This window comes from Maribacter polysiphoniae (assembly GCF_003148665.1).
GTDB classification, from domain to species: Bacteria; Bacteroidota; Bacteroidia; order Flavobacteriales; family Flavobacteriaceae; genus Maribacter_A; species Maribacter_A polysiphoniae.
Genome location: NZ_QGGQ01000004.1, coordinates 212436 through 233018, shown reverse-complemented (window position 1 = coordinate 233018; position 20583 = coordinate 212436). Strand labels below are relative to the sequence as shown.

Genomic DNA, 20583 nt, shown 5'->3' with positions numbered 1-20583 from the left:
TAAAATATTAAGGTGTTACTTTTCTAAAAGTAGCACCTTTTTTTTATCCTTGTAATATCTAAACAAAACTGAGAGCATGCCAAAAAGAAAAGATTTAAAGTCAATATTGATTATAGGGTCAGGTCCAATTGTAATCGGACAAGCTTGTGAATTCGATTATTCGGGCTCCCAAGCACTTCGTAGTTTACGGGAGGATGGTATAGAAACCGTCTTGATCAATAGCAACCCAGCCACGATTATGACCGACCCTACAATGGCGGATCATGTTTACCTGAAACCGCTGACGACAAAATCTATTCTTGAAATATTGAAGGAACACCCTCAAATCGATGCGGTTTTGCCTACGATGGGAGGGCAGACAGCCTTGAATCTATGTATTGAGGCGGATGAAAAAGGAATTTGGGTGGATCACAATGTTGAGATCATTGGGGTTGATATCGATGCGATAAATATTACCGAAGATCGTGAGAAGTTCAGGGAATTGATGTTGAAAATTGGAGTGGGAATGGCTCCCCAGGCAACAGCGACGTCTTTCTTAAAAGGAAAGGAAATAGCCCAGGAATTTGGCTTTCCGTTGGTAATCCGTGCTTCCTATACCTTAGGGGGCGCCGGGGCATCCATTGTGTATAAACCTGAGGATTTTGATGAGTTATTGAGTAGGGGACTTGAAATCTCGCCTATTCACGAGGTTATGATCGATAAAGCCCTAATGGGGTGGAAAGAATACGAATTGGAGTTGTTACGGGATAAGAATGACAACGTTGTGATTATCTGTACCATTGAGAATATGGACCCCATGGGTATCCATACAGGGGATTCCATAACCGTTGCACCCGCAATGACCTTGTCTGACCGTACCTTTCAAAGAATGCGCGACATGGCCATTAAAATGATGCGAAGTATTGGTGATTTCGCCGGTGGTTGTAATGTGCAGTTCGCTGTTAGTCCGGATGAAGAAGAGGATATTATTGCTATTGAGATCAACCCAAGGGTATCCCGATCTTCGGCATTGGCGTCAAAGGCAACAGGGTATCCTATTGCGAAGATTGCCTCAAAATTAGCCATTGGGTACCATTTGGATGAGTTGGATAATCAAATTACAAAATCAACATCCGCTCTTTTTGAGCCAACCTTGGATTATGTAATCGTAAAGATACCGCGATGGAATTTTGATAAGTTCGAAGGTTCTGACAGAACCTTAGGACTTCAAATGAAGTCTGTGGGGGAAGTGATGGGTATTGGCCGTTCTTTTCAGGAAGCGCTTCATAAAGCGACCCAATCGCTCGAGATCAAGCGAAACGGACTTGGTGCCGATGGAAAGGGATATTCCGATTACGATCAAATTATTAACAAACTTACGATTCCCGGGTGGGATAGGGTTTTCGTTATTTATGATGCGATTCAATTGGGTATTCCACTTCGAAGGATCCATGACATCACCAAAATAGACATGTGGTTCCTGAAACAGTATGAGGAATTGCATTTTCTTGAAAAGGAGATATCGGAATATACCATTGCCAGTCTTCCGAAAAGTCTGTTGTTGGAGGCCAAACAGAAGGGTTTTGCCGATAGGCAGATTGCCCATATGCTCGATTGCTATGAAAGCGAGGTTTATTCCAAACGGGAAGAGCTCAACATCAATAGGATTTATAAACTGGTGGATACCTGTGCGGCGGAGTTCAAAGCGATGACTCCCTATTATTATTCAACATTCGAAGCGGAATACGAAACCGCGGATGGCGTTAAAAAGGTTGAAAACGATAGTATTGTCACCGATAAGAAAAAGATAGTGGTACTTGGATCGGGCCCCAACCGGATAGGGCAGGGGATAGAGTTCGATTATTGCTGTGTACATGGTGTATTGGCAGCAGCGGAATGTGGTTATGAGACGATAATGATCAACTGTAACCCCGAAACCGTATCGACGGATTTTGATACGGCCGATAAGTTATATTTCGAACCGGTTTTCTGGGAGCATATCTATGATATCATCCGTCATGAAAAGCCGGAGGGTGTTATTGTGCAATTGGGAGGGCAGACAGCCTTGAAACTGGCCGAAAAATTGGATAAATACGGAATCAAGATTATTGGAACCAGCTTTAAAGCCTTGGATTTGGCCGAGGATAGGGGTAGTTTTTCCACTTTATTGGAGGAAAACAATATCCCATTCCCGCAATTCGGGGTGGCGGAAACCGCCGAGGAGGCTTTGGAATTGGCCGACAAACTGGACTTCCCATTGTTGGTAAGACCATCCTATGTGTTAGGGGGTCAAGGTATGAAGATTGTCATCAATAAGGAGGAGTTGGAAGCCCATGTGGTTGATTTACTTCGAAAAATACCTAACAACAAGTTGCTTTTAGACCATTATTTGGATGGTGCCATCGAGGCGGAAGCGGATGCTATTTGCGATGGTAAGGATGTTTATATTATTGGAATCATGGAGCATATCGAACCTTGTGGTATCCATTCCGGGGATTCCAATGCGACCTTGCCTCCTTTCAATATAGGGGAGTTTGTCATGCAACAGATAAAAGATCATACCAAAAAAATCGCCTTGGCCTTGAATACCGTTGGGTTGATCAACATTCAGTTTGCCATTAAAGACGATATTGTATATATCATAGAGGCCAATCCGAGGGCATCAAGAACGGTTCCATTTATTTCCAAAGCATATAAAGAACCGTATGTAAACTACGCGACAAAAGTAATGTTGGGGGAGAAGAAGATAAAGGATTTCAACTTTAATCCGCAACTGGAAGGTTTTGCGATAAAGCAGCCGGTATTTTCGTTCAATAAATTCCCGAACGTCAATAAAAACCTAGGTCCGGAAATGAAGAGTACGGGGGAAAGCATACTGTTTATCGATAGTTTAAAGGATGATGAGTTTTACAACCTTTATTCAAGAAGAAAGATGTACCTCTCCAAATAATAAAATACCAGCACTCCAACGAAGTAATTAGTGTACTTTGTATTGAATTGGGGCTATTTAAACATACTGTTTAAATAGCCCTAATTATATTACCTCAATTCTTTAGGTTATTGTTTTCTCAAATCTCCCAATCGGTATGGAAGATACCGCCCATATCGGTGCGTTCATAGGTATGGGAGCCAAAGTAATCCCTTTGGGCCTGGATCAGGTTCAAGGGCAAGCGGTTTGTGGTGAAACCATCAAAATAGGTTAACGCATTGTTTAACCCAGGAAGTGGTATACCATTGTTTACGGCAAAGGCTACCAGATGGCGAACAGCAGGCAGCGTAGGTTTGATCTTGGCGGCAAAATCCTCGTTCAATACCAAGTGGGTAGTACTTTTGTTTTTGTCGAATGCGTTGGCGATGTCTGCCAAAAGGCCAGCCCTGATAATGCAACCGGCACGCCATATTTTGGCCACGGTTGGCATATTGAGGTCGTAACCATATGCTTTGGATGCCTCGGTCAATTGATGAAAGCCTTGGGCGTAGGTAAGTATAAAGCCAAAGTATAGGGCTTCCTCAGCCCATTTTCCCAATGCTTCCTTATCTATTTTTTCAAACTCTTTTTTGGGGTATATGGAATGGGCCTGAAGACGTTCATCCTTTAAGGCCGAAAGTTCCCGCATACTCACTGCGACATCAATCGTAGGTATGGGTATGCCCAATTCCATTGCATTTTGGGAAGTCCATTTACCGGTACCCTTTTGTTTGGCCTTATCCAGGATCATATCGACCAAATACCCTTCGGTCTTATCGTCTTTCTGTTTTAGGATGTCTGCGGTGATCTCCACTAGGAACGATTGTAACCGACCGTGGTTCCATGAGTCAAAAAGTCGCTGTAATTCTGGATTGGAATAATTCCCGGCTTTTTTTAGGATATCATAGATCTCGGAAGTCAACTGCATCAATCCGTATTCAATGCCGTTGTGGACCATTTTAACGTAGTTTCCTGCTGATTTAGGACCCAAATAGGCTACACAGGGTTCACCGTTAAAATTGGCTGCTACAGCTTCGAATATGGGTTTTACCTCTTGGTAAGCCTCTTTGGAGCCCCCGGGCATGATACTAGGGCCGCATCTGGCTCCTTTGGCACCTCCTGAAACCCCGGCACCGAAGAAATGTATCCCTTTCGATTTTAAATAGGACTCCCTTCTATCCGTATCCTTATAAAATGAATTTCCACCATCAATAATAATATCCCCTTGATCTAAATAAGGCAAAAGACCTTCAATGACAGCATCGACAGCTTTGCCGGCAGGGACTAAAAGCATTAGCTTTCGAGGGCATGATAAGGATTCCAAAAAGGTTTTGCTATCTGTTGAAGCGTTGATCTTATCGGTATTTCCACCTTCTTCCAGAAGGGACGCCACCTTGTTCCCATCCAGATCATGACCAAAAGCCGAAAAGCCTTTGTCTGCCACATTCAAAATGAAATTACGTCCCATGACCCCAAGTCCGACCAATCCAAAATCATACCTTTTTTGTCCCATAAACCTAAAATTATATATTCAATTCAATTTTAACATTTTCCCCTACCAGATTTTCCAAATGATCATCGGTCTTAAACGTTTCGGCCTTGAATTTGGAACTTCTCTTAGTCGCTTGCTCTTTACGCCTCATACTACGACTAAATCGCCTTACGCCCTGATGGTCCTTTATGATTAAACCAGGTACGGGTACGTTTTTGCCATCATCGTCTTTCGCGACCATGGTAAAATAAGATGAGTTGCAATGTTTTTTCTCCCCTGTGGTAATGTTTTCCGATTCTACACGTACCCCAACCACCATTGAGGTTCTTCCCGTGTAATTTATGGAGGCTCTCAGGGTAACCAGTTCACCGACTTCGATGGGGTTCAAAAAATCGACCTTGTTCACCGATGCCGTTACGCAATAATGTTGGGAGTGTTTCGAGGAACAGGCAAATGCGATTTGATCCATAAGGTTAAGAATATGTCCACCATGGACCTTACCACTAAAATTGGAATGGGAGGGAAGCATCAATTCCGTAATGGAGACATGTGATTCCTCTGCCGATTTAAATTTTTTCATTTGCTATTGTCTAAAATGGGGTGATTGTTCTTTCTCAACTTTGGTAACGAAGAACTTGGTGTCCCCCAACCAGAAAAAAGTGGCATAACGTTCAACATATACCAGTTTTACGTAATTTCCTTGATATTCCTTCAGTTTGTCAATGGTTTCCTTATCCTTGTCAAGTATAGAGAAAGAGAATATTTGGGCCCCTGAAATCCCTTGGCTCAATTCACCCTCCCAAGTTTTTGCAAAGACCCCTTTACGACTTATTTTGATCAATTCGCCGGAGCGTACCCCTTCGCTATAGGGCACAAAGTAAATAAAAGCGTATATCAAAAGAAAAATGACCACGATGGCCGTTAGGGTCAATACAAAGGCTTTTTTCATAACTTAAGTTTAGGTTCCTCCTCAAAATCATCTTCCTGGGCGCGTTTCAGAATAGGTTCTGGAAGGGATTTTTTTGCTTTGGCCCCCATTTTTTTCAGTTTTTCAATACTGGTCACTAAATTGCCACGACCTTCTACCAATTTATTCATGGCGCCTTTGTACTCGCTCTTCGCTTCATCCATTTTTTTGCCCACCCTGGTCAAGTCGGTCACAAAACCTTCGAATTTATCATATAGGGCTCCAGCTTGCCGGGCGATTTCAATGGCGTTTCTTTGATGTTTTTCGTTGTTCCACATACTATCGATGGTCCGTAAAGTGGCCAATAGGGTAGATGGTGTCACAATTACGATATTCTGTTCAAATGCCTTGTTGTACAGGGAGTTGTCATGGTTGATGGCAATGGCAAAGGCGGGTTCTATGGGAATGAACATCAAGACAAAGTCCGGACTCTCCATTTCATACAGATCCTCATATTTTTTGGCCGATAATTGGTCTACGTGTTTTCGAATGGAATTGATATGGTCTTTTAGGAATTTCTCCCGTAGATCATCCTCTGCATTGATATAGCGCTCATAGTCGGTGAGTGACACTTTGGAATCGACCACCATCTTTTTTCCATCCGGAAGGTTGATGATGACATCGGGTAGTACACGGGAACCATCCTCACGGGTAAAACTTTGTTGAACGGAATATTCGCGGTCTTTTTCCAAACCTGATTTTTCAAGGACACGCTCCAAGACCAATTCGCCCCAATTCCCTTGCATTTTACTATCCCCTTTAAGGGCTTTGGTCAAGTTTTCCGCTTCTTGGGTGATTTTAAGGTTTTGACTTTGAAGGTTGAGCAACTGTTCTTTTAAGGCAGAGTGCATACTGATACTTTCTTTTTGTGAAGTCTCTACCTTTTCTTCAAACGTTTTTATTTTTTCTTGTAAGGGTGAGAGTAGGTTTTTGATGTTTATTTGGTTCTGCTCGGTAAATTTGGTGCTTTTTTCATCTAAGATCTTATTGGCCAAATTCTCAAATTCCTTGGTGAACTTTTCCTGTAATTTTTCGACTTCCGCCTTTTGTTCCTTGTTTTTCAAGTCCAAATGCTCTAAGTCCGACTGGTATCGAACAATTTCATTGCCTAGGTGTTCCTTTTCCGAACGCAGTTCGTCTTTTTCATTTTCCAGGCTTAGGATCCGATTTTCCAAATTGGTTTTGGAAAGCGCAAGCTGTCTGATTTCCTCTTCCAAGGTGCCTTGGTTCGATTTTGTTTTTAGATTTTGGATGTAATTGCCCAAGAAATAACCGATGGCCAGGCATATGAGTCCAATAAGCAGATATATGAGATATACATTCATTAGGGTAATACTTCTTTGGAGTAAAGATAAAGGTTTGACTTTAAAAATTTAAACCACCTCGGTTTACTTTTTTATTTTAAAAGAACCTGTTTTTGGATCGAATGCCACCGTATCAGATGGGAAAAGTCGTTCAAAAGACTTTTTTTGGATCAATTCACAAGGCTCGCCGAACTCATGGGAACCCTTGTTCATGATGAGGATCTTGTCACAAAGCTGTATGGTCATTTCAATCTCATGACTGGTTACCAATATGGTTTTAGAGGTTTTATGGGCAATTTGCTTTAGAAGTTTCAAAATTTGAACCTTGTGGTGAAGGTCTAAATGGGAGGTGGGTTCATCCAATAATATTATCGAAGTGTCTTGGGCCAAAGCCCTTGCGATCATAACCCGTTGCAGTTGCCCATCACTAAGCTCGTAACATTTTTTGTTTTTTAAGGACTGCAATCCTACCATGCTGATGGCTTCTTGTATCTTGGTTTTGTCCGTTTCCGATAATTTACCGATCCAATTGGTATAGGGCTGCCGTCCTAAGGCAATAAGTTCTACGACCGTAAGGTTCTTTGAGGCTAGAGGCTCGGTGAGTACCACACTTATGGTCGATGCCATTTCAATCGGTGTATAACTCTTTAAGCCTTTTCCATCCAATTGTATTGAACCCGATAATTTCGCTTGTACGTTTCCTAATGTTCTCAGTAAGGTTGACTTTCCTATACCGTTTACCCCAATGATTGCGGCCAATTCCCCCTGTTGTAGCTTAAAGTTTATCCCGTCAGCGATTACGGTGGTATTCTTTTTCGAGAAGTAACCAATACTTAGGTTTTCGACTTTCAGGGCGGTATGTGTTGTTATTTTCTTGTTCATACCTTCATTAAAAGATCATTTTCTTTTTTCTTACCAATAGCCAAATGACCACGGGGGCACCAACGATAGAGGTAATGGCGTTGATGGGCAACACATTTGCTGAAGTGGGCAATTGGGCTATGGTATCGCATATCAACATTAAAATGGCACCATATACCAGTACAGCGGGGACCAAAACCTTATGGTCGGTGGTGTTGAAGATTTGTCTTGTCAAATGGGGTACTGCCAAACCGATAAAGGCGATCGGACCGGCAAAGGCCGTAATGCCCCCGGCCAACAATCCCGTGGCTATAATGATTTTATAGCGGGATCTTTTTAGGTTGACCCCCAAACTTTGGGCGTAGTTTTCCCCCAAAAGAAATGCATTCAAGGGTTTTATGGATATAATACTTAGGACAATCCCAATGAGGATAATGATCAATAGTAGCAGTAATTGGGACCAGGAGAGGTTGCCAACACTACCAAAGGACCAATAGATATATTGTTGCAATTTCTCGGCATCTGTAAAATAGGAAAGCACGCTAACAATGGCAGCGGTCATACTTCCGAACATGAGGCCTATGATCAATAGGGCCATAGTGTCCTTGATGCGGTAAGAAACCACCACCACCACCAAAAGAACGGAAAAACTTCCGATACTGGCGGCTACTGCCAAAGAAACATCGTTGACCATTCCATAGGAAAACAAACTGGAAATTAAGGCACTGCCCATAATCAATAAGGCTGCCCCTAAACTCGCACCAGAACTGATTCCCAACACAAACGGGCCGGCTAGTGGGTTTCGGAACAGGGTTTGCATCAAAAGCCCACTAAGGGCAAGTCCACTACCCACAAGTATAGCGGTAAAAGCTTTGGGAATACGATAATTCCAAACGATATATTCCCATGAATCATGGGCAACTCCGCGCCCCAGAATGGCATTTAAAGTACCCTTAAAGGGAATGGATACGGAACCAAGGCTAATGTTCAACACAAAACAAATAACCAATGCCAGTATTAGTAGGAGTAAGGAAACTTTGTATTTAGCGGTATTTTCCAATTAATTCAACGGCTTAAAGAAAAACAATTCATGTTCGGGCAATATTTCAGGGTGGAATATATGGATAAGATCTTTCAATATTAAATCGGGCCTATTGGGTCCCAACTCAAAATAAAGTAAACCACCAGTTGCACCTTTTGTTTTTGCAAAGGTATATACATTCTTATTTTGGAAAGCTTTAAATTTCAGGTAATGTCGATTGGCGTCTTCCATTTCCTGATAGGAAGTGAATTGGGAAGGTGAAATCCAAAAATCGGTATCTATGCCCTTGGCCAAAACACTTTCAATACTTAAATTAAGGCTACCGGTCTGATCTGTTGTGGACCAAGGGTAAACCACATTGGCATCCTTCAAGAACATGGCACCCCAGCTATTCCCCCCAGGTAGGTACCATACATCCTTATAAAGGGCCCCACTTAAAACAGTAGGTTTGTTCTTTGAGTTCTTCGCCATCGATTTCACTTCGTTGTAGGCATCGGAAATCTCCTTGAAAATACTGTCTGCCACTTGTTCCTTTTGAAAGAAAGGAGCAAAAAACTTGATCCATTCCGCTTTGCCCAAGGGGGTTTCCTCTGTCCAGTCCCCATTGTAAACTACAGGGATGTTGGAACGTTGTAAGGTCTCATAGGCTTTGTTTTGGTTATTGATACTGAAACCGAAAATAACCTCTGGATTCAATTCAATGACCATTTCGGTATTGATGGATTCATTGTTCCCCAATTCCTTTATTTTGCCAGCCGCTATAAGTTCCCTTGTTTTTACCGAAGAGACATACTGGGTGTCCGGAAAGCCCTTTAAGGCATCAATCACCCCAAGGGATTCCAATGATGGGATGTGCGTGGTCGAAGTCGTGACGATATTGTTTACGGGCACCCCGATTATGGCATTGTATTCTTCTTTGTTTAGGGTGATCGATGCCATTTTGTCTTTGGGTACCAGCGCATATTTAAAATTGGTCTGGGCATTGGGCCAAGGAGAGGAAACAGTGATAATGGTAACTCCCGAACCTGTTTTTTCTATGGTAAAACCTTTTGCATATTCAATAGCAATGGTTTTGGTTTCCAATGTTGGGGGTAAGGTATCCTTTGTCTTTTCCTTACAGGAAAGAAACAAACAGAAAATCAGGGAAAGCAGTACAGTGGATCTCATTTTAATGTTGGTTGTATTCTTAATATGTTTGGTTAAAATGACCGCAAGGTAACAAATGTCACAATTCTAGAATGGATAGTATTTTACTTTTGTTAAAAATTCAAGCATGCGCGATAGCTCCAATACCATCATTTATATAGTCGCAGGGATTATAATACTTCACTTCGTGGTGGGCTTTATCTGGTTGGCCGTAAAACTTAGTAAAAAAAAGGGGGATAAGTAATTTTTTAGTTTAATTTTGCCCCGAATTTGGTTTTGTCACTTTCACGGTGACTAAATTAAAAGGGAATCCAGTGAAAATCTGGAACTGTTCCCGCAACTGTAAGCATGTGCTGAACGCATTGGTCAGTACCTATTCGGTCAAGAATAGCTGCCATACACTTTATACCACTGAGAATATCGGGAAGGTTGTATCGCAAATTGCAAGTCAGGAGACCTGCCAAGTTCACAAACTAAGAATTTCGATAGACTTTCGGGTAAAAGGTCATTGGTATGAATAAAACGCCATTATTTTCATTACTTGTTTTTTTAAGCCTCAACAGTGCTTTTGCACAAGAGAACCCAATAATCAAATTAAAGGAAGTCGTTGTTTCCGATATTCGGTTAAAACGATATGCTGAAGGACATAAGGTTACGGAATTAAGGGATAGCACCATAAGACGTCAAAATAATTCCCTGACCTCCCTCTTGGCCTTCAATTCCAATATTTATTTTAAGGAAAATGGTTATGGAATGGTTTCGTCTCCCGCTTTCAGGGGTACCAATGCTTCCCATACGGCCGTAATTTGGAATGGGATAAATATCAATTCCCAATTGAACGGACAGGTCGATTTTAATACCATAGATCCCTTGAGTTATAATTCCATAGGTATTCGCAGCGGTGGTGGCAGTGTTCAATATGGATCGGGTGCCATTGGGGGTAGTGTTCACTTGAATAACGACCTCCGGTTTGATCCCCATTTTGATCATCGGGTTGTTTTGGGATACGGAAGTTTTGAAACCAAAAACATTAATTACACCCAAAGTTATGGCGATTCGCGATGGTCTTCCAACTTCGGGGTCAATTACAAAAAATCGGATAACGACTATAAATATTTAAAAAACGACGAAAAGAATGTCAATGGGGAGTTTGGACAATTGAACTTTAATTTCAATGCGGGCTATGTGCTTTCTGAAAAACAGGTACTGCGATTATACCATCAAAGCTTCATCGGGGACAGGAATTTATCGGGAACCCTTGTGTCGGTAGGCCGAAGCAAGTACAAAGACAATCATTACCGTACCCAATTGGAGTGGGGCCGTTTTGGGGAAAAGACGATTTCAAAGGTAAAGGTGGCCTATTTACAGGAAGAATTTAGGTACTATGAGAATAAAGACTCCGATAACCATTCCTTTGGGAAAGTATCGACCTTTTTGGCTCGGTATTCATTGGATATGAAATTATCAAAAGCCTTTAGGTTAAACTCTTTTTTAGAATTCGATAATTATAAGGGAGAAGGTGATAGTTTTGGGAACCCCAACCGAAATGACTTCTCCGCAACGGCATTACTTAAGCATCAGGTTTCCCCTAAATTGGCTTATAATATAAGTTTACGTCAGGATTTTTCCTCGGACTACAGTAGTCCTTTGGTTTTTTCGTTGGATGGAAAATACACCGTCAATAAGCATTATGATATTCAGTTGAATGCTTCAAAGAACTTTAGGACGCCTACTTTTAATGATCTTTACTGGCAGCCTGGGGGTAATCTGGATTTATTGGCCGAACAATCGTATCAAGTTGATTTGGGACATCGTCTGCAGTTTGGAGGGGTTACCTTCAATCTAAATGGTTATTATATCACCACCAAGGATATGATCAAATGGCTACCTGGTAGCAACGGGATCTGGTCCCCTATAAATATTGATGATGTACGGATTTATGGTGCGGAAGGGGAACTAGGTCTTGGCTATGATATAGGTAAGCACCAGAAGGTGGCATTCAAAGCAAACTACGCCTATACCGTTTCTGAAGACCAAACGACCAAGGAACAACTGATTTACGTCCCGTTTCATAAGGCCAATGCCTCCTTTTCCTATAGTGTATCCAATTTTAACGTGTTTTATCAGCATCTCTATAATGGTCCCGTATCTATCATTGGAGGGGAGTTGGATGGTTATGATGTGGCCAATGTCGGAATAAATTATTCGGGTACCCTTCAAAAAAAGATAAAATATACGCTAGGTCTTAGCTTCAACAACGTGTACGACACCTATTATGAAAATATTGCATTACGACCAATGCCAAACAGAAATATTCAATCACAATTAATACTAAATTTTTAAGACCAATGAAATTCAAACATTTTTTTATTACAGCAGCACTGGCATCATTCGTATTTGTAGGATGCGACAATGATGATGATGACGATCAACCGGTAATAGGCGCACTGGAGGTGTCAACAGCTACCGATACCAATGAAGAAGGAGTAGGTACCGTTGAAATAAATTTTAGCACTGCAATGGCCATGGATACGGATGTAACCATTAGTTATGAAGTAACCGGAACGGCTACTTCGGGAGAGGATTATGAGGCACTACCCGGTTCGATAGTTTTACCCGCAGGTGACCTATCCATAGCCCAAAGCCTTACACTTATTGACGATGAGGAGATTGAACCTTTTGAGACCCTTGTTTTGACCATTAAGACCATAACAGGTGGGGAAGACCTAGTGATAGGGGTGAAAGATGCGGTGACATTGACAATTACCGATAATGACTCGTATCCCTATGAAAATGGTATCATAGTTACCCATGAAGGTAATTTTTTCCAAGGTAATGCCTCGGTTTCTTTTGTATCCAACGATTATGCAACAGTCCAAAATGATGTTTATGCAACAGTAAACGATGTTGATTCGTGGGCCGATAATATTCAGAGTATGGCCTTTAATGGTGAATTCGGATATATTGTAGTAAATAATTCACAAAAAGTGGAAGTGGTCAATCGTTATACATTCGAGTCTGTCGCCACTATTGATAAGGAACTTTTGAACCCAAGATATATGGCCATTGCCAACGGCAAGGGTTACGTCACCAATTGGGGTGATGGTAGTGATACTGAAGATGATTATGTTGCGGTAATCGATCTTGATGAAAACACGGTAGTATCCAAGATTCCGGTTGCGGAAGGCCCAGAACGACTAGTAGTAAAAGAAAATACGATTTATGTGGCCATGCAAGGAGGGTATAACCAAAATAACATTGTTACCGTTATTGATGCGACCACAAATACGGTAACCACTACCGTAACTGTTGGAGATCGACCAAATTCCATACAATTGGATGCGGAAGGCAACCTATGGGTGCTTTCAGGAGGTAATCCTGCCTGGACAGGTAATGAGACCTTGGCCCAATTGGATAAAATAAATACAGCGGACAATACTGTTGCCGATACTTTTGATTTTGCAGCCACAGAACATCCAGGGGCATTGGTTGTTGAAGGTAGTAGCCTTTATTATTATATGTCAAGTTCGGTTTACGCCATGGAAGCTTCAAGTGCTGCCCTTCCGGAAACAGGAATAATAACAGGACTTAGTTTTTATGATATGGCCGTGAATGATGGTAAGCTCTACGGTGTTGATGCCAAGGATTATACCAGTAATGGGTCTTTGGAAATATATGACCTAAGTGATTATTCGTTATTGGCTTCTAAAGAGGTATCTATCATACCAGGTGAGATTTATTTTAATGGTACTGCGGAACGTTAATCAATTGCACAGGTACTGAAACACCAATGGAATAAATGAAAAAGGGCTCTATAACTAGAGCCCTTTTTTTTTGGAATACTATTTTATTTATTGAGGAATATTCCCCATTTGCATGGGTTTGTCCAAAAACATATTGTCCTTTTGTACTGAGAACATTTTGGAATTTGTCATAATATGGGCAGGCATTTTAACCTCGAAACCCCGTTTTCCGGTTGTACCGGTTATCTCTTGTATGGCCCTGGCCAATAAGGGTTCATTAGGGTCGCCCCAAGCTCCTAGGTTTTCCAAGTCCTCCTCAAGTTCGATATCGGGAACCAAACCAGAGGTGTAATCGGAAAAGCCATCGGCATTTTCGTTTCTACCCACCAAAGGTTGTATGGCCCATTGGTTATCAGGGTTGATTTTATTTTCGCGCTCTGCATTGTAAATGTAGCTGCCGTCGAAGTCATCTACCATGGTCAAGGAAAATTCATTTTTCCCTCTAGTGGTTTCGCCGATATGTACGACATCGACATAAGGGGCGAGCCCATTGATGACCAATTCACTTGCTGAAGCCGAACTATTGGTAGCAATGATATATACCTTGGAAAGGTTTAACGTATTTATGGAAGAGCCATCACTGGTTTTTTCTGCAAAGTAATCCGTTAATTGTGAATCACTCAATTGTCCTTGTATTTTTGAATTCCAGCGTTGTTTTAAGAACAATTCATCCTTATTCGTGCCATAAACCATACTTGATAATAATCGGGCAGAGTTAACCGAACCCCCTGGGTTATACCGAAGGTCCAATATGAGATTTGTGACTCCATCTGCTTTAAATTCACCGAATACATCATTCAGGTCTTCGTCAAATTCATTGGTGAACCTATTGTAAACCAAGTATCCGATTTTTTCGCCTCCAATATCAAAGATTTTGGAGAGGAAAACGGGATTTTCTACCAAGCCCTCGAATTTTGTTAGGGTAACCTCCTTATCATTGGGGGTAATTTGGTCGTTGGCGATATCAGCCATGTTCAGGGTATACGTGTCATTATCCCCGAAAAGGAGCTCTATGTAATTGTTGACATTCAAGGTTTGTCCGTCAACCCCGGTAAAGAGGTCACCTCGGGAGATATCCTTTGTGGCGGCATCCGAGTTGGGTATAATATACCAGACATATCCAAAGACATCATCGCTATCGCTGAATTTGACCAATCCAAACTCAAGTCCGTTACTTTTACTGATTCCGGCAAATGCCTGTGTCAATTCCCTGTAATCATCAGAATAAAAACTAAAGCGATCTTCGGTAAACAACAATTTGTTGTCAAAGAATGCCCCAGGATCTGATTCAGAGGATAGGAATTCGGTGTAATCCGCTATTCCATCCGTTGTGTTTGGGAATTTATCATCGGCCAGATTGGGAACGTCTTCCTGCCAGAAATACCAAAAATTCATGGCTTTCCACATAAAATCCTGTACTTCTACTTCAGCAGAGTCTGGATCTAGGCCATCGGGAGGGGTAAGGTCATCATCACTTTTTTTACAGGAAACCAATAGTATTCCAAGGGAAAGGAATAACAAAAAATACTTTTTCATAAATTTTCTTTTGCAATTTTTAAAGAAGAACCTCAATTACCATTCCATAAATTGAAAAAAGAAAAGGGGGACTTATTTACTTTTGAATAAATTATATACGCAACTTTTTGTTGTTTAGACGCCCAATTTAAAGACAATAACAAGAAATAAAAATTATTTGTAACAAAATTAGTTGTACTTCGTCTTGCTTATGTAGACTAGGAAGAAGTAGTACGAACAACGAATCAAAGGAATGAAACAATCGGAATTTCTCAATGTGGTTATGCCTTTTAAGGATAAGCTCTATAGGTTGGCCAAACGCCTACTGGTCTCCAGGGAGGAGGCTGAGGATGCCACTCAGGAAATACTGATGAAGTTGTGGTCTAAAAATGAAAATATCGGTAAATACAAAAATGTAGAGGCTTTTGCCATGACAATGACGAAGAATTTTTGTTTGGACCGGTTAAAATCAAAACAAGCTGGTAATCTAAAGCTGGTTCACAGTAATTACGGGGATAATAGTTCTTCGTTGCAGAAACAGGTAGAAGCCAAGGACAGTCTGGGATGGGTCGAAAAGATTATGGAGGAACTGCCCGAACAACAAAAAATGGTATTACAGCTACGTGATGTTGAGGAATATGATTTTGACGAAATCGGTGAATTATTGAATATGAAACCAACGGCAATACGCGTTGCTTTATCACGGGCACGAAAAACAGTTAGGGAAAAATTAATGCAAAAACATAGTTATGGAATTGGATAGAATAGAAAGACTATTGGAAAAATACCTAGAGGCTTCTACTACGATAGCCGAAGAGAAAGAGCTAAGGGCTTATTTCTCACAGGAAAGTGTAGCGTCACATCTAAAGCAATATGCCCCAATGTTCCAGTACTTTTCCGTGGCTAAGGAAGAACGGTATACCAAGGAGTTGCCTTTGAAAAAGAGAAGTATAAACTATAAATGGCTATCCATAGCCGCAATGGCCGTTATGTTATTTGGCATATACTTTGGTAAGGAATACCAAGAAAAGAAAGAAGCCGAGTTCGCCTATAATGAAACAAAAAAAGCGTTGACCCTTTTGGCCGATAACTTTAGTAGAGGTACTGAAAAAGTGGCTTATTTAAATGAATTTGAAAACACAAAACAAAAGATTTACAATAAAAATTAAAAATTAATATGATGAAGAAAATTATAATCACAATTGCATTGGCAGTTTTACCCATACTGGGCTTTTCACAGTCTACCTTCGATAAATTCGAAGACTTGGACAATGTAAGTGCCGTAGTGGTCAACCAGAGTATGTTCCGGTTGCTGTCCAATATAGATGTTGAGGTCGATGATCCTGAAGCAAAGGACTTTATGGATATCGCCAAAAGCCTTAAGAACCTTAAGGTCTTTATTACCGAGGATAAGAATATTTCCGCGGATATGTTGAAGACCATGAACCAATACCTCAAAAGCGCACAGTTAGAGGAACTCATGCGGGTTAAGGATAAGGATGCCAACGTTAAGTTCTATATCAAGAGTGGTAAGGACGAAAACCATGTCAGTGAATTGTTGATGTTTGTAACGGGTATCAATAATGATGTAGAGGTAAACGGAAGAAAGTTCGAAACCGTTTTACTTTCATTGACCGGCGACATTGACTTACGTAAAATTGGGTCACTTACCAAAAAGATGAACCTACCGGAAGAATTGAACGAAGCCGGGAAAAAGAATTAAAATCAAAAAAAACTTGGTGGTTTAAAGTATAAACCACTTGGGCCACCACATTCATCAATCAATCATCAATAATCAAAATGCCAACAGGCAAAAAAAACGACAATCATGAAAAAAATCACCTTAATTTTAGCAATCGCCTTATTACCTTTAACAGGATTCTCCCAATCTATCTTTGATAAATTTGAGGATATGGATCATGTGGGCTCCGTAATCGTCAACAAAGGCATGATAGATCTTTTGACTACCATAGGTAACTTGGAAGATGATAAGGAAGCCAAGGACTTTGTTGAAATGGCAAAGGGAATAAACGGGATAAAGGTTTTTATCACCGAGGACAAAGCCGTTGCGGCAGACATGTCCGCAACCGTTCGTAAATACTTGCGGTCATCTTCTTTGGAAGAGTTGATGCGGGTCAAGGATAAGGATGTAAACGTGAAGTTCTATATTAGGAACGGAAAGAAAAAAGACCACGTGACCGAATTGTTGATGTTCGTCTCGGGATTGAAGGACATGGATGTCGATGTAAATGGCAGAAAATTCGAGACGGTTTTGGTCTCTATGACCGGGGATATCGATTTAAACCAAATAAGTGCCTTGACCAAGAAAATGGACCTGCCCGAAGAATTGAACAAAGCGGGAAAGCATAAAAGATAAAATCCAAGACCGGTTGCCATTAACCATGACAACCGGTTTTTTGTAATTAGCTACACTTAATAAATCGTAAAGAATGAAAAATGTTATAAAAGGCCTATTGGTCATTATGGTTGTGTTTGCAGGAAGTTGCTCATCCACCCAAAGCCTTCAGGAGTATTTTGTCGATAATTCGGATAATCCCAATTTCCTATCCGTAGATCTTCCGGCCAGTCTTTTGAATATGGATAAAGTGGATTTAAGTGAAGCTGAACGAGAAGCATTGAATTCCTTGAAGAAAATGAACGTATTGGCATTTAAAAAGAATGAAGCCAATACGGTGGAGTTTGAAGCGGAAAAGGCCAATGTGAAGGCCATTTTAAAGGATGGGAAGTTTATCGATTTAATGAAGCTCAAAACCAGCTATGGTAAAGGTGTTGTTAAATACATAGGTAATGATGAGGAAATCGATGAGGTGATTATATATGGCGACAACGATGAGAAAGGTTTTATGCTGATCAGGGTATTGGGCAACAATATGAAGCCGGCGAATCTGGTGCAGTTTATGCAAGCCGTTCAAAAATCGGATTATAAAGGGGAGGGCCTAAACGAAATTGCCGATTTCATTAAAGGTTAAAGTACATCCCTTTCCGAAATATTGGAATTTTCAAGAAAACAGTTGGTAAGAACCTCTTTTTGGGCTTATGGACTGGTTTTTTTATTCTTACCTAGCGGGATTGAGTCGAATCATTCCCAACACACATATCACAACCCTGCTTTTTTTACACATAATTAGAAGATGGTGCGAAGCTTCCTTATTTCAGCGACTATTTATTACCTTCGTTCCACTATTAACTATAACACTTTATTAAAAATGGAAAAAGCAACAGAATGGTTCAATTATGGCATAGCATTGGCCAAGGAATTCGGACCAAAATTATTGACTGCAATTATCATCTACATCATTGGTTCTTGGGTAATCAAGAAAATTGTAGGTGCGGCCCGAAAAATGATGGCCAAAAGCAATTACGATGAATCACTGCAAGGTTTTTTATTGAATTTGATTTCATGGGCACTAAGGATATTTTTGATTCTTGTGGTTATTTCCCAACTTGGGGTTGATGTTACGACATTTGCAGCCGTAATAGCCGCTGCAGGTTTGGCAGTCGGCTTGGCTTTGCAGGGGTCACTTTCGAATTTCGCAGGAGGTGTCTTGATCATGATTTTCAAACCCTACAGAATCGGGGATCTTATCGAGGCCCAAGGCGAATTGGGGGTCGTAAAGGATATTGAGATCTTCACGACTAAAATGACTACCCCTCAGAATAAACTGGCCATAATACCCAATGGGGCCATGGCCAATGGGAATATTGTCAATTATACGGCAGAAGGTGTTATTCGTGTAGACATCACCATTGGTGTTGGTTATGGAGAGGATATTAAAAAGACCAAAGAGGTCTTGCTGAATGTCTTGACCTCGAACCCCTTGGTGTTACAAGATCCCGCACCTTCGGTAAATGTATCTGAATTGGCTGATAGTTCTGTAAATTTTGCCGTGCGACCCTACGCTAAACCAGAGCATTATTGGGATGTGTATTTCGGTACTATGGAAAACTGTAAATTGGCCTTGGATGAAGCCGGTATCGAGATTCCTTACCCACACTCCGTGGAAATCCATAAGGAAGGATAATAAAATCCAAAATATAAAAAGCCCCCTTTCATCATTTGTTAGGGGGCTTTTTTATAGATCTATTCAAAGGGTTGATTTAGATCAACCTTTTAACCCATTTAAATACCTGTATAATTCGCAGGGGTGATTACTTTCAACTCCGCCTTAATGCTATCCGAAACTTCCAAAGTGTCAATGAAATCGGCAATGGTTGCCTGATTTATTTTTGCGTTGGTACGCGTTAATCCCTTTAAGGCCTCATAAGGGTTCGGATACCCTTCCCTTCTCAATATGGTCTGTATGGCTTCGGCCACTACGGCCCAATTGTTCTCTAGGTCCAATTCAATCTTCTCTTGGTTCAAAAGAAGTTTGTTCAGTCCTTTCAATGTCGATTGGAAAGCAATTAGGGTGTGTCCAAAGGGGACGCCCACATTTCTTAGAACCGTACTGTCGGTTAAATCACGTTGCAGTCTTGACAACGGCAATTTGGCCGATAAATGTTCGAAAATGGCATTGGCTATGCCCAAGTTGCCTTCAGAATTCTCAAAATCAATCGGGTTGACTTTATGGGGCATGGCCGATGATCCAACTTCCCCTTTCTTTATTTTTTGTTTAAAATAGTCCATGGAAACATAGGTCCAGAAATCCCTGTCCAAATCCAAGACGATGGTATTAATACGCTTTAAGGTATCGAACAGTGCGGCCATATGGTCATAATGCTCGATCTGTGTTGTTGGGAAAGAATGATGTAACCCCAATTTCTCTTGCACGAATTTTTGGCCAAAGGCTTTCCAGTCGATATTGGGATAGGCTATTTTATGTGCGTTGTAATTACCCGTTGCCCCACCAAATTTAGCGGCACTGGGAACATCGTTCAATAAGTTGAATTGTTCCTTCAATCGCTCTACATAAACTTCAATCTCCTTGCCCAGACGGGTAGGGGAAGCGGGTTGGCCATGGGTTCTGGCCAATAGAGGCACATTTGCCCATTCCTTCACCAATTCCTTCAATCTGTCGACGAGATCAAAGTAAAGGGGAACATACACATCATTCATGGCCTCTTTGATCGATAAGGGAATGGCGGTATTGTTAATATCCTGTGAGGTCAAACCAAAATGGATGAATTCTTTATGTTTACTTAAACCTAAGGTGTCAAAGGCATCCTTTATAAAATACTCTACCGCCTTTACATCATGGTTGGTTGTCTTTTCAATATCCTTGATGGCCTGTGCATCGGAGGAATCGAATTTTTTATAGAGATCCCTTAATGCATCGAATTTTGAGGTGTCAAACGATTCAAGTTGGGGTAGGGGAAGCTCACAGAGTGCTATAAAATATTCTATTTCAACAAGGACCCGGTATTTGATTAATCCTTCCTCAGAAAAATAAGGGGATAAGGAAACCGTTTTATTTCTATATCGACCGTCAATCGGTGAAATGGCATTCAATTGGGATAGTGACATGGCTGATGTGCTTGGTTTTGG

At 41.0% G+C, this 20583-nt stretch carries 18 protein-coding genes and 1 riboswitch; of the genes, 9 read left to right on the top strand and 9 right to left on the bottom strand.

Annotated features, from left to right (window positions below):
• Positions 1-76 precede the first annotated feature (76 nt).
• Positions 77-2929 (top strand): carbamoyl-phosphate synthase large subunit, encoded by a 2853-nt coding sequence (carB, locus tag LX92_RS10810; protein WP_109650385.1) that lies wholly within the window; start codon positions 77-79, stop codon positions 2927-2929.
• Positions 2930-3047: 118 nt separating this feature from the next.
• On the opposite strand, the gene gndA is transcribed toward carB, so the two are convergent.
• The 7 genes from gndA to LX92_RS10775 form a co-directional block, all read right to left on the bottom strand.
• Positions 3048-4460, bottom strand: coding sequence for an NADP-dependent phosphogluconate dehydrogenase (gene gndA / locus LX92_RS10805; RefSeq protein WP_109650383.1), 1413 nt, complete (start codon positions 4458-4460; stop codon positions 3048-3050).
• Positions 4461-4470: 10 nt separating this feature from the next.
• Positions 4471-5019, bottom strand: a complete 549-nt coding sequence (locus tag LX92_RS10800) for an acyl-CoA thioesterase (RefSeq protein WP_109650381.1) — start codon at positions 5017-5019, stop codon at positions 4471-4473.
• Between the two features lie 3 nt (positions 5020-5022).
• Positions 5023-5388, bottom strand: coding sequence for a 6-phosphogluconate dehydrogenase (locus LX92_RS10795; protein ID WP_109650379.1), 366 nt, complete (start codon positions 5386-5388; stop codon positions 5023-5025).
• On the bottom strand, positions 5385-6731 hold the full coding sequence (gene rmuC, locus LX92_RS10790; RefSeq protein WP_109650377.1) for a DNA recombination protein RmuC: 1347 nt from the start codon (positions 6729-6731) through the stop codon (positions 5385-5387). Before rmuC ends, LX92_RS10795 begins: the two co-directional genes overlap by 4 nt.
• Positions 6732-6794: 63 nt before the next feature.
• Positions 6795-7592: an ABC transporter ATP-binding protein gene (locus tag LX92_RS10785; protein WP_109650375.1), complete on the bottom strand. Its 798-nt coding sequence runs from the start codon at positions 7590-7592 to the stop codon at positions 6795-6797.
• Between the two features lie 7 nt (positions 7593-7599).
• Positions 7600-8631 carry a FecCD family ABC transporter permease gene (locus LX92_RS10780; protein ID WP_109650374.1) on the bottom strand — a complete coding sequence of 344 codons (1032 nt, stop codon included), beginning with the start codon at positions 8629-8631 and terminating at the stop codon, positions 7600-7602.
• A complete protein-coding gene (locus LX92_RS10775; RefSeq protein WP_109650371.1) occupies positions 8632-9780 on the bottom strand; it encodes an ABC transporter substrate-binding protein in 1149 nt (382 codons plus the stop codon).
• Between the two features lie 233 nt (positions 9781-10013).
• Positions 10014-10238, top strand: a riboswitch (cobalamin riboswitch).
• Positions 10239-10272: 34 nt separating this feature from the next.
• On the opposite strand from LX92_RS10775, the gene LX92_RS10770 reads away from it, so the two are divergent.
• Together LX92_RS10770 and LX92_RS10765 are read left to right on the top strand one after the other, a co-directional pair.
• Positions 10273-12102 carry a TonB-dependent receptor plug domain-containing protein gene (locus tag LX92_RS10770; protein WP_109650369.1) on the top strand — a complete coding sequence of 610 codons (1830 nt, stop codon included), beginning with the start codon at positions 10273-10275 and terminating at the stop codon, positions 12100-12102.
• A gap of 5 nt (positions 12103-12107) precedes the next feature.
• Positions 12108-13523, top strand: coding sequence for a Calx-beta domain-containing protein (locus LX92_RS10765; protein WP_109650367.1), 1416 nt, complete (start codon positions 12108-12110; stop codon positions 13521-13523).
• 87 nt (positions 13524-13610) lie between these two features.
• Here the strand turns inward: LX92_RS10765 and LX92_RS10760 are convergent, their stop codons facing one another.
• Positions 13611-15098: a S41 family peptidase gene (locus LX92_RS10760; RefSeq protein ID WP_109650365.1), complete on the bottom strand. Its 1488-nt coding sequence runs from the start codon at positions 15096-15098 to the stop codon at positions 13611-13613.
• A gap of 232 nt (positions 15099-15330) precedes the next feature.
• Here LX92_RS10760 and LX92_RS10755 point away from each other — a divergent pair, with 232 nt between their 5' ends.
• The 6 genes from LX92_RS10755 to LX92_RS10730 all read left to right on the top strand — a co-directional run bounded on the left by LX92_RS10755 (position 15331) and on the right by LX92_RS10730 (position 19120).
• Positions 15331-15840: an RNA polymerase sigma factor gene (locus tag LX92_RS10755; RefSeq protein WP_109650363.1), complete on the top strand. Its 510-nt coding sequence runs from the start codon at positions 15331-15333 to the stop codon at positions 15838-15840.
• Positions 15827-16246, top strand: coding sequence for a hypothetical protein (locus LX92_RS10750; RefSeq protein WP_109650361.1), 420 nt, complete (start codon positions 15827-15829; stop codon positions 16244-16246). Before LX92_RS10755 ends, LX92_RS10750 begins: the two co-directional genes overlap by 14 nt.
• Positions 16247-16257: 11 nt before the next feature.
• Positions 16258-16800 (top strand): DUF4252 domain-containing protein, encoded by a 543-nt coding sequence (locus LX92_RS10745; RefSeq protein ID WP_109650791.1) that lies wholly within the window; start codon positions 16258-16260, stop codon positions 16798-16800.
• A 105-nt stretch (positions 16801-16905) separates the two neighbouring features.
• Entirely contained in the window at positions 16906-17454 is a 549-nt protein-coding gene (locus LX92_RS10740) for a DUF4252 domain-containing protein (protein ID WP_109650359.1), read from the top strand.
• A gap of 73 nt (positions 17455-17527) precedes the next feature.
• A complete protein-coding gene (locus tag LX92_RS10735; RefSeq protein WP_109650357.1) occupies positions 17528-18067 on the top strand; it encodes a DUF4252 domain-containing protein in 540 nt (179 codons plus the stop codon).
• Positions 18068-18304: 237 nt separating this feature from the next.
• Positions 18305-19120: a mechanosensitive ion channel family protein gene (locus tag LX92_RS10730; RefSeq protein ID WP_109650354.1), complete on the top strand. Its 816-nt coding sequence runs from the start codon at positions 18305-18307 to the stop codon at positions 19118-19120.
• A 98-nt stretch (positions 19121-19218) separates the two neighbouring features.
• Here the strand turns inward: LX92_RS10730 and purB are convergent, their stop codons facing one another.
• Entirely contained in the window at positions 19219-20562 is a 1344-nt protein-coding gene (purB, locus tag LX92_RS10725) for an adenylosuccinate lyase (RefSeq protein ID WP_109650352.1), read from the bottom strand.
• Positions 20563-20583: the final 21 nt, after the last annotated feature.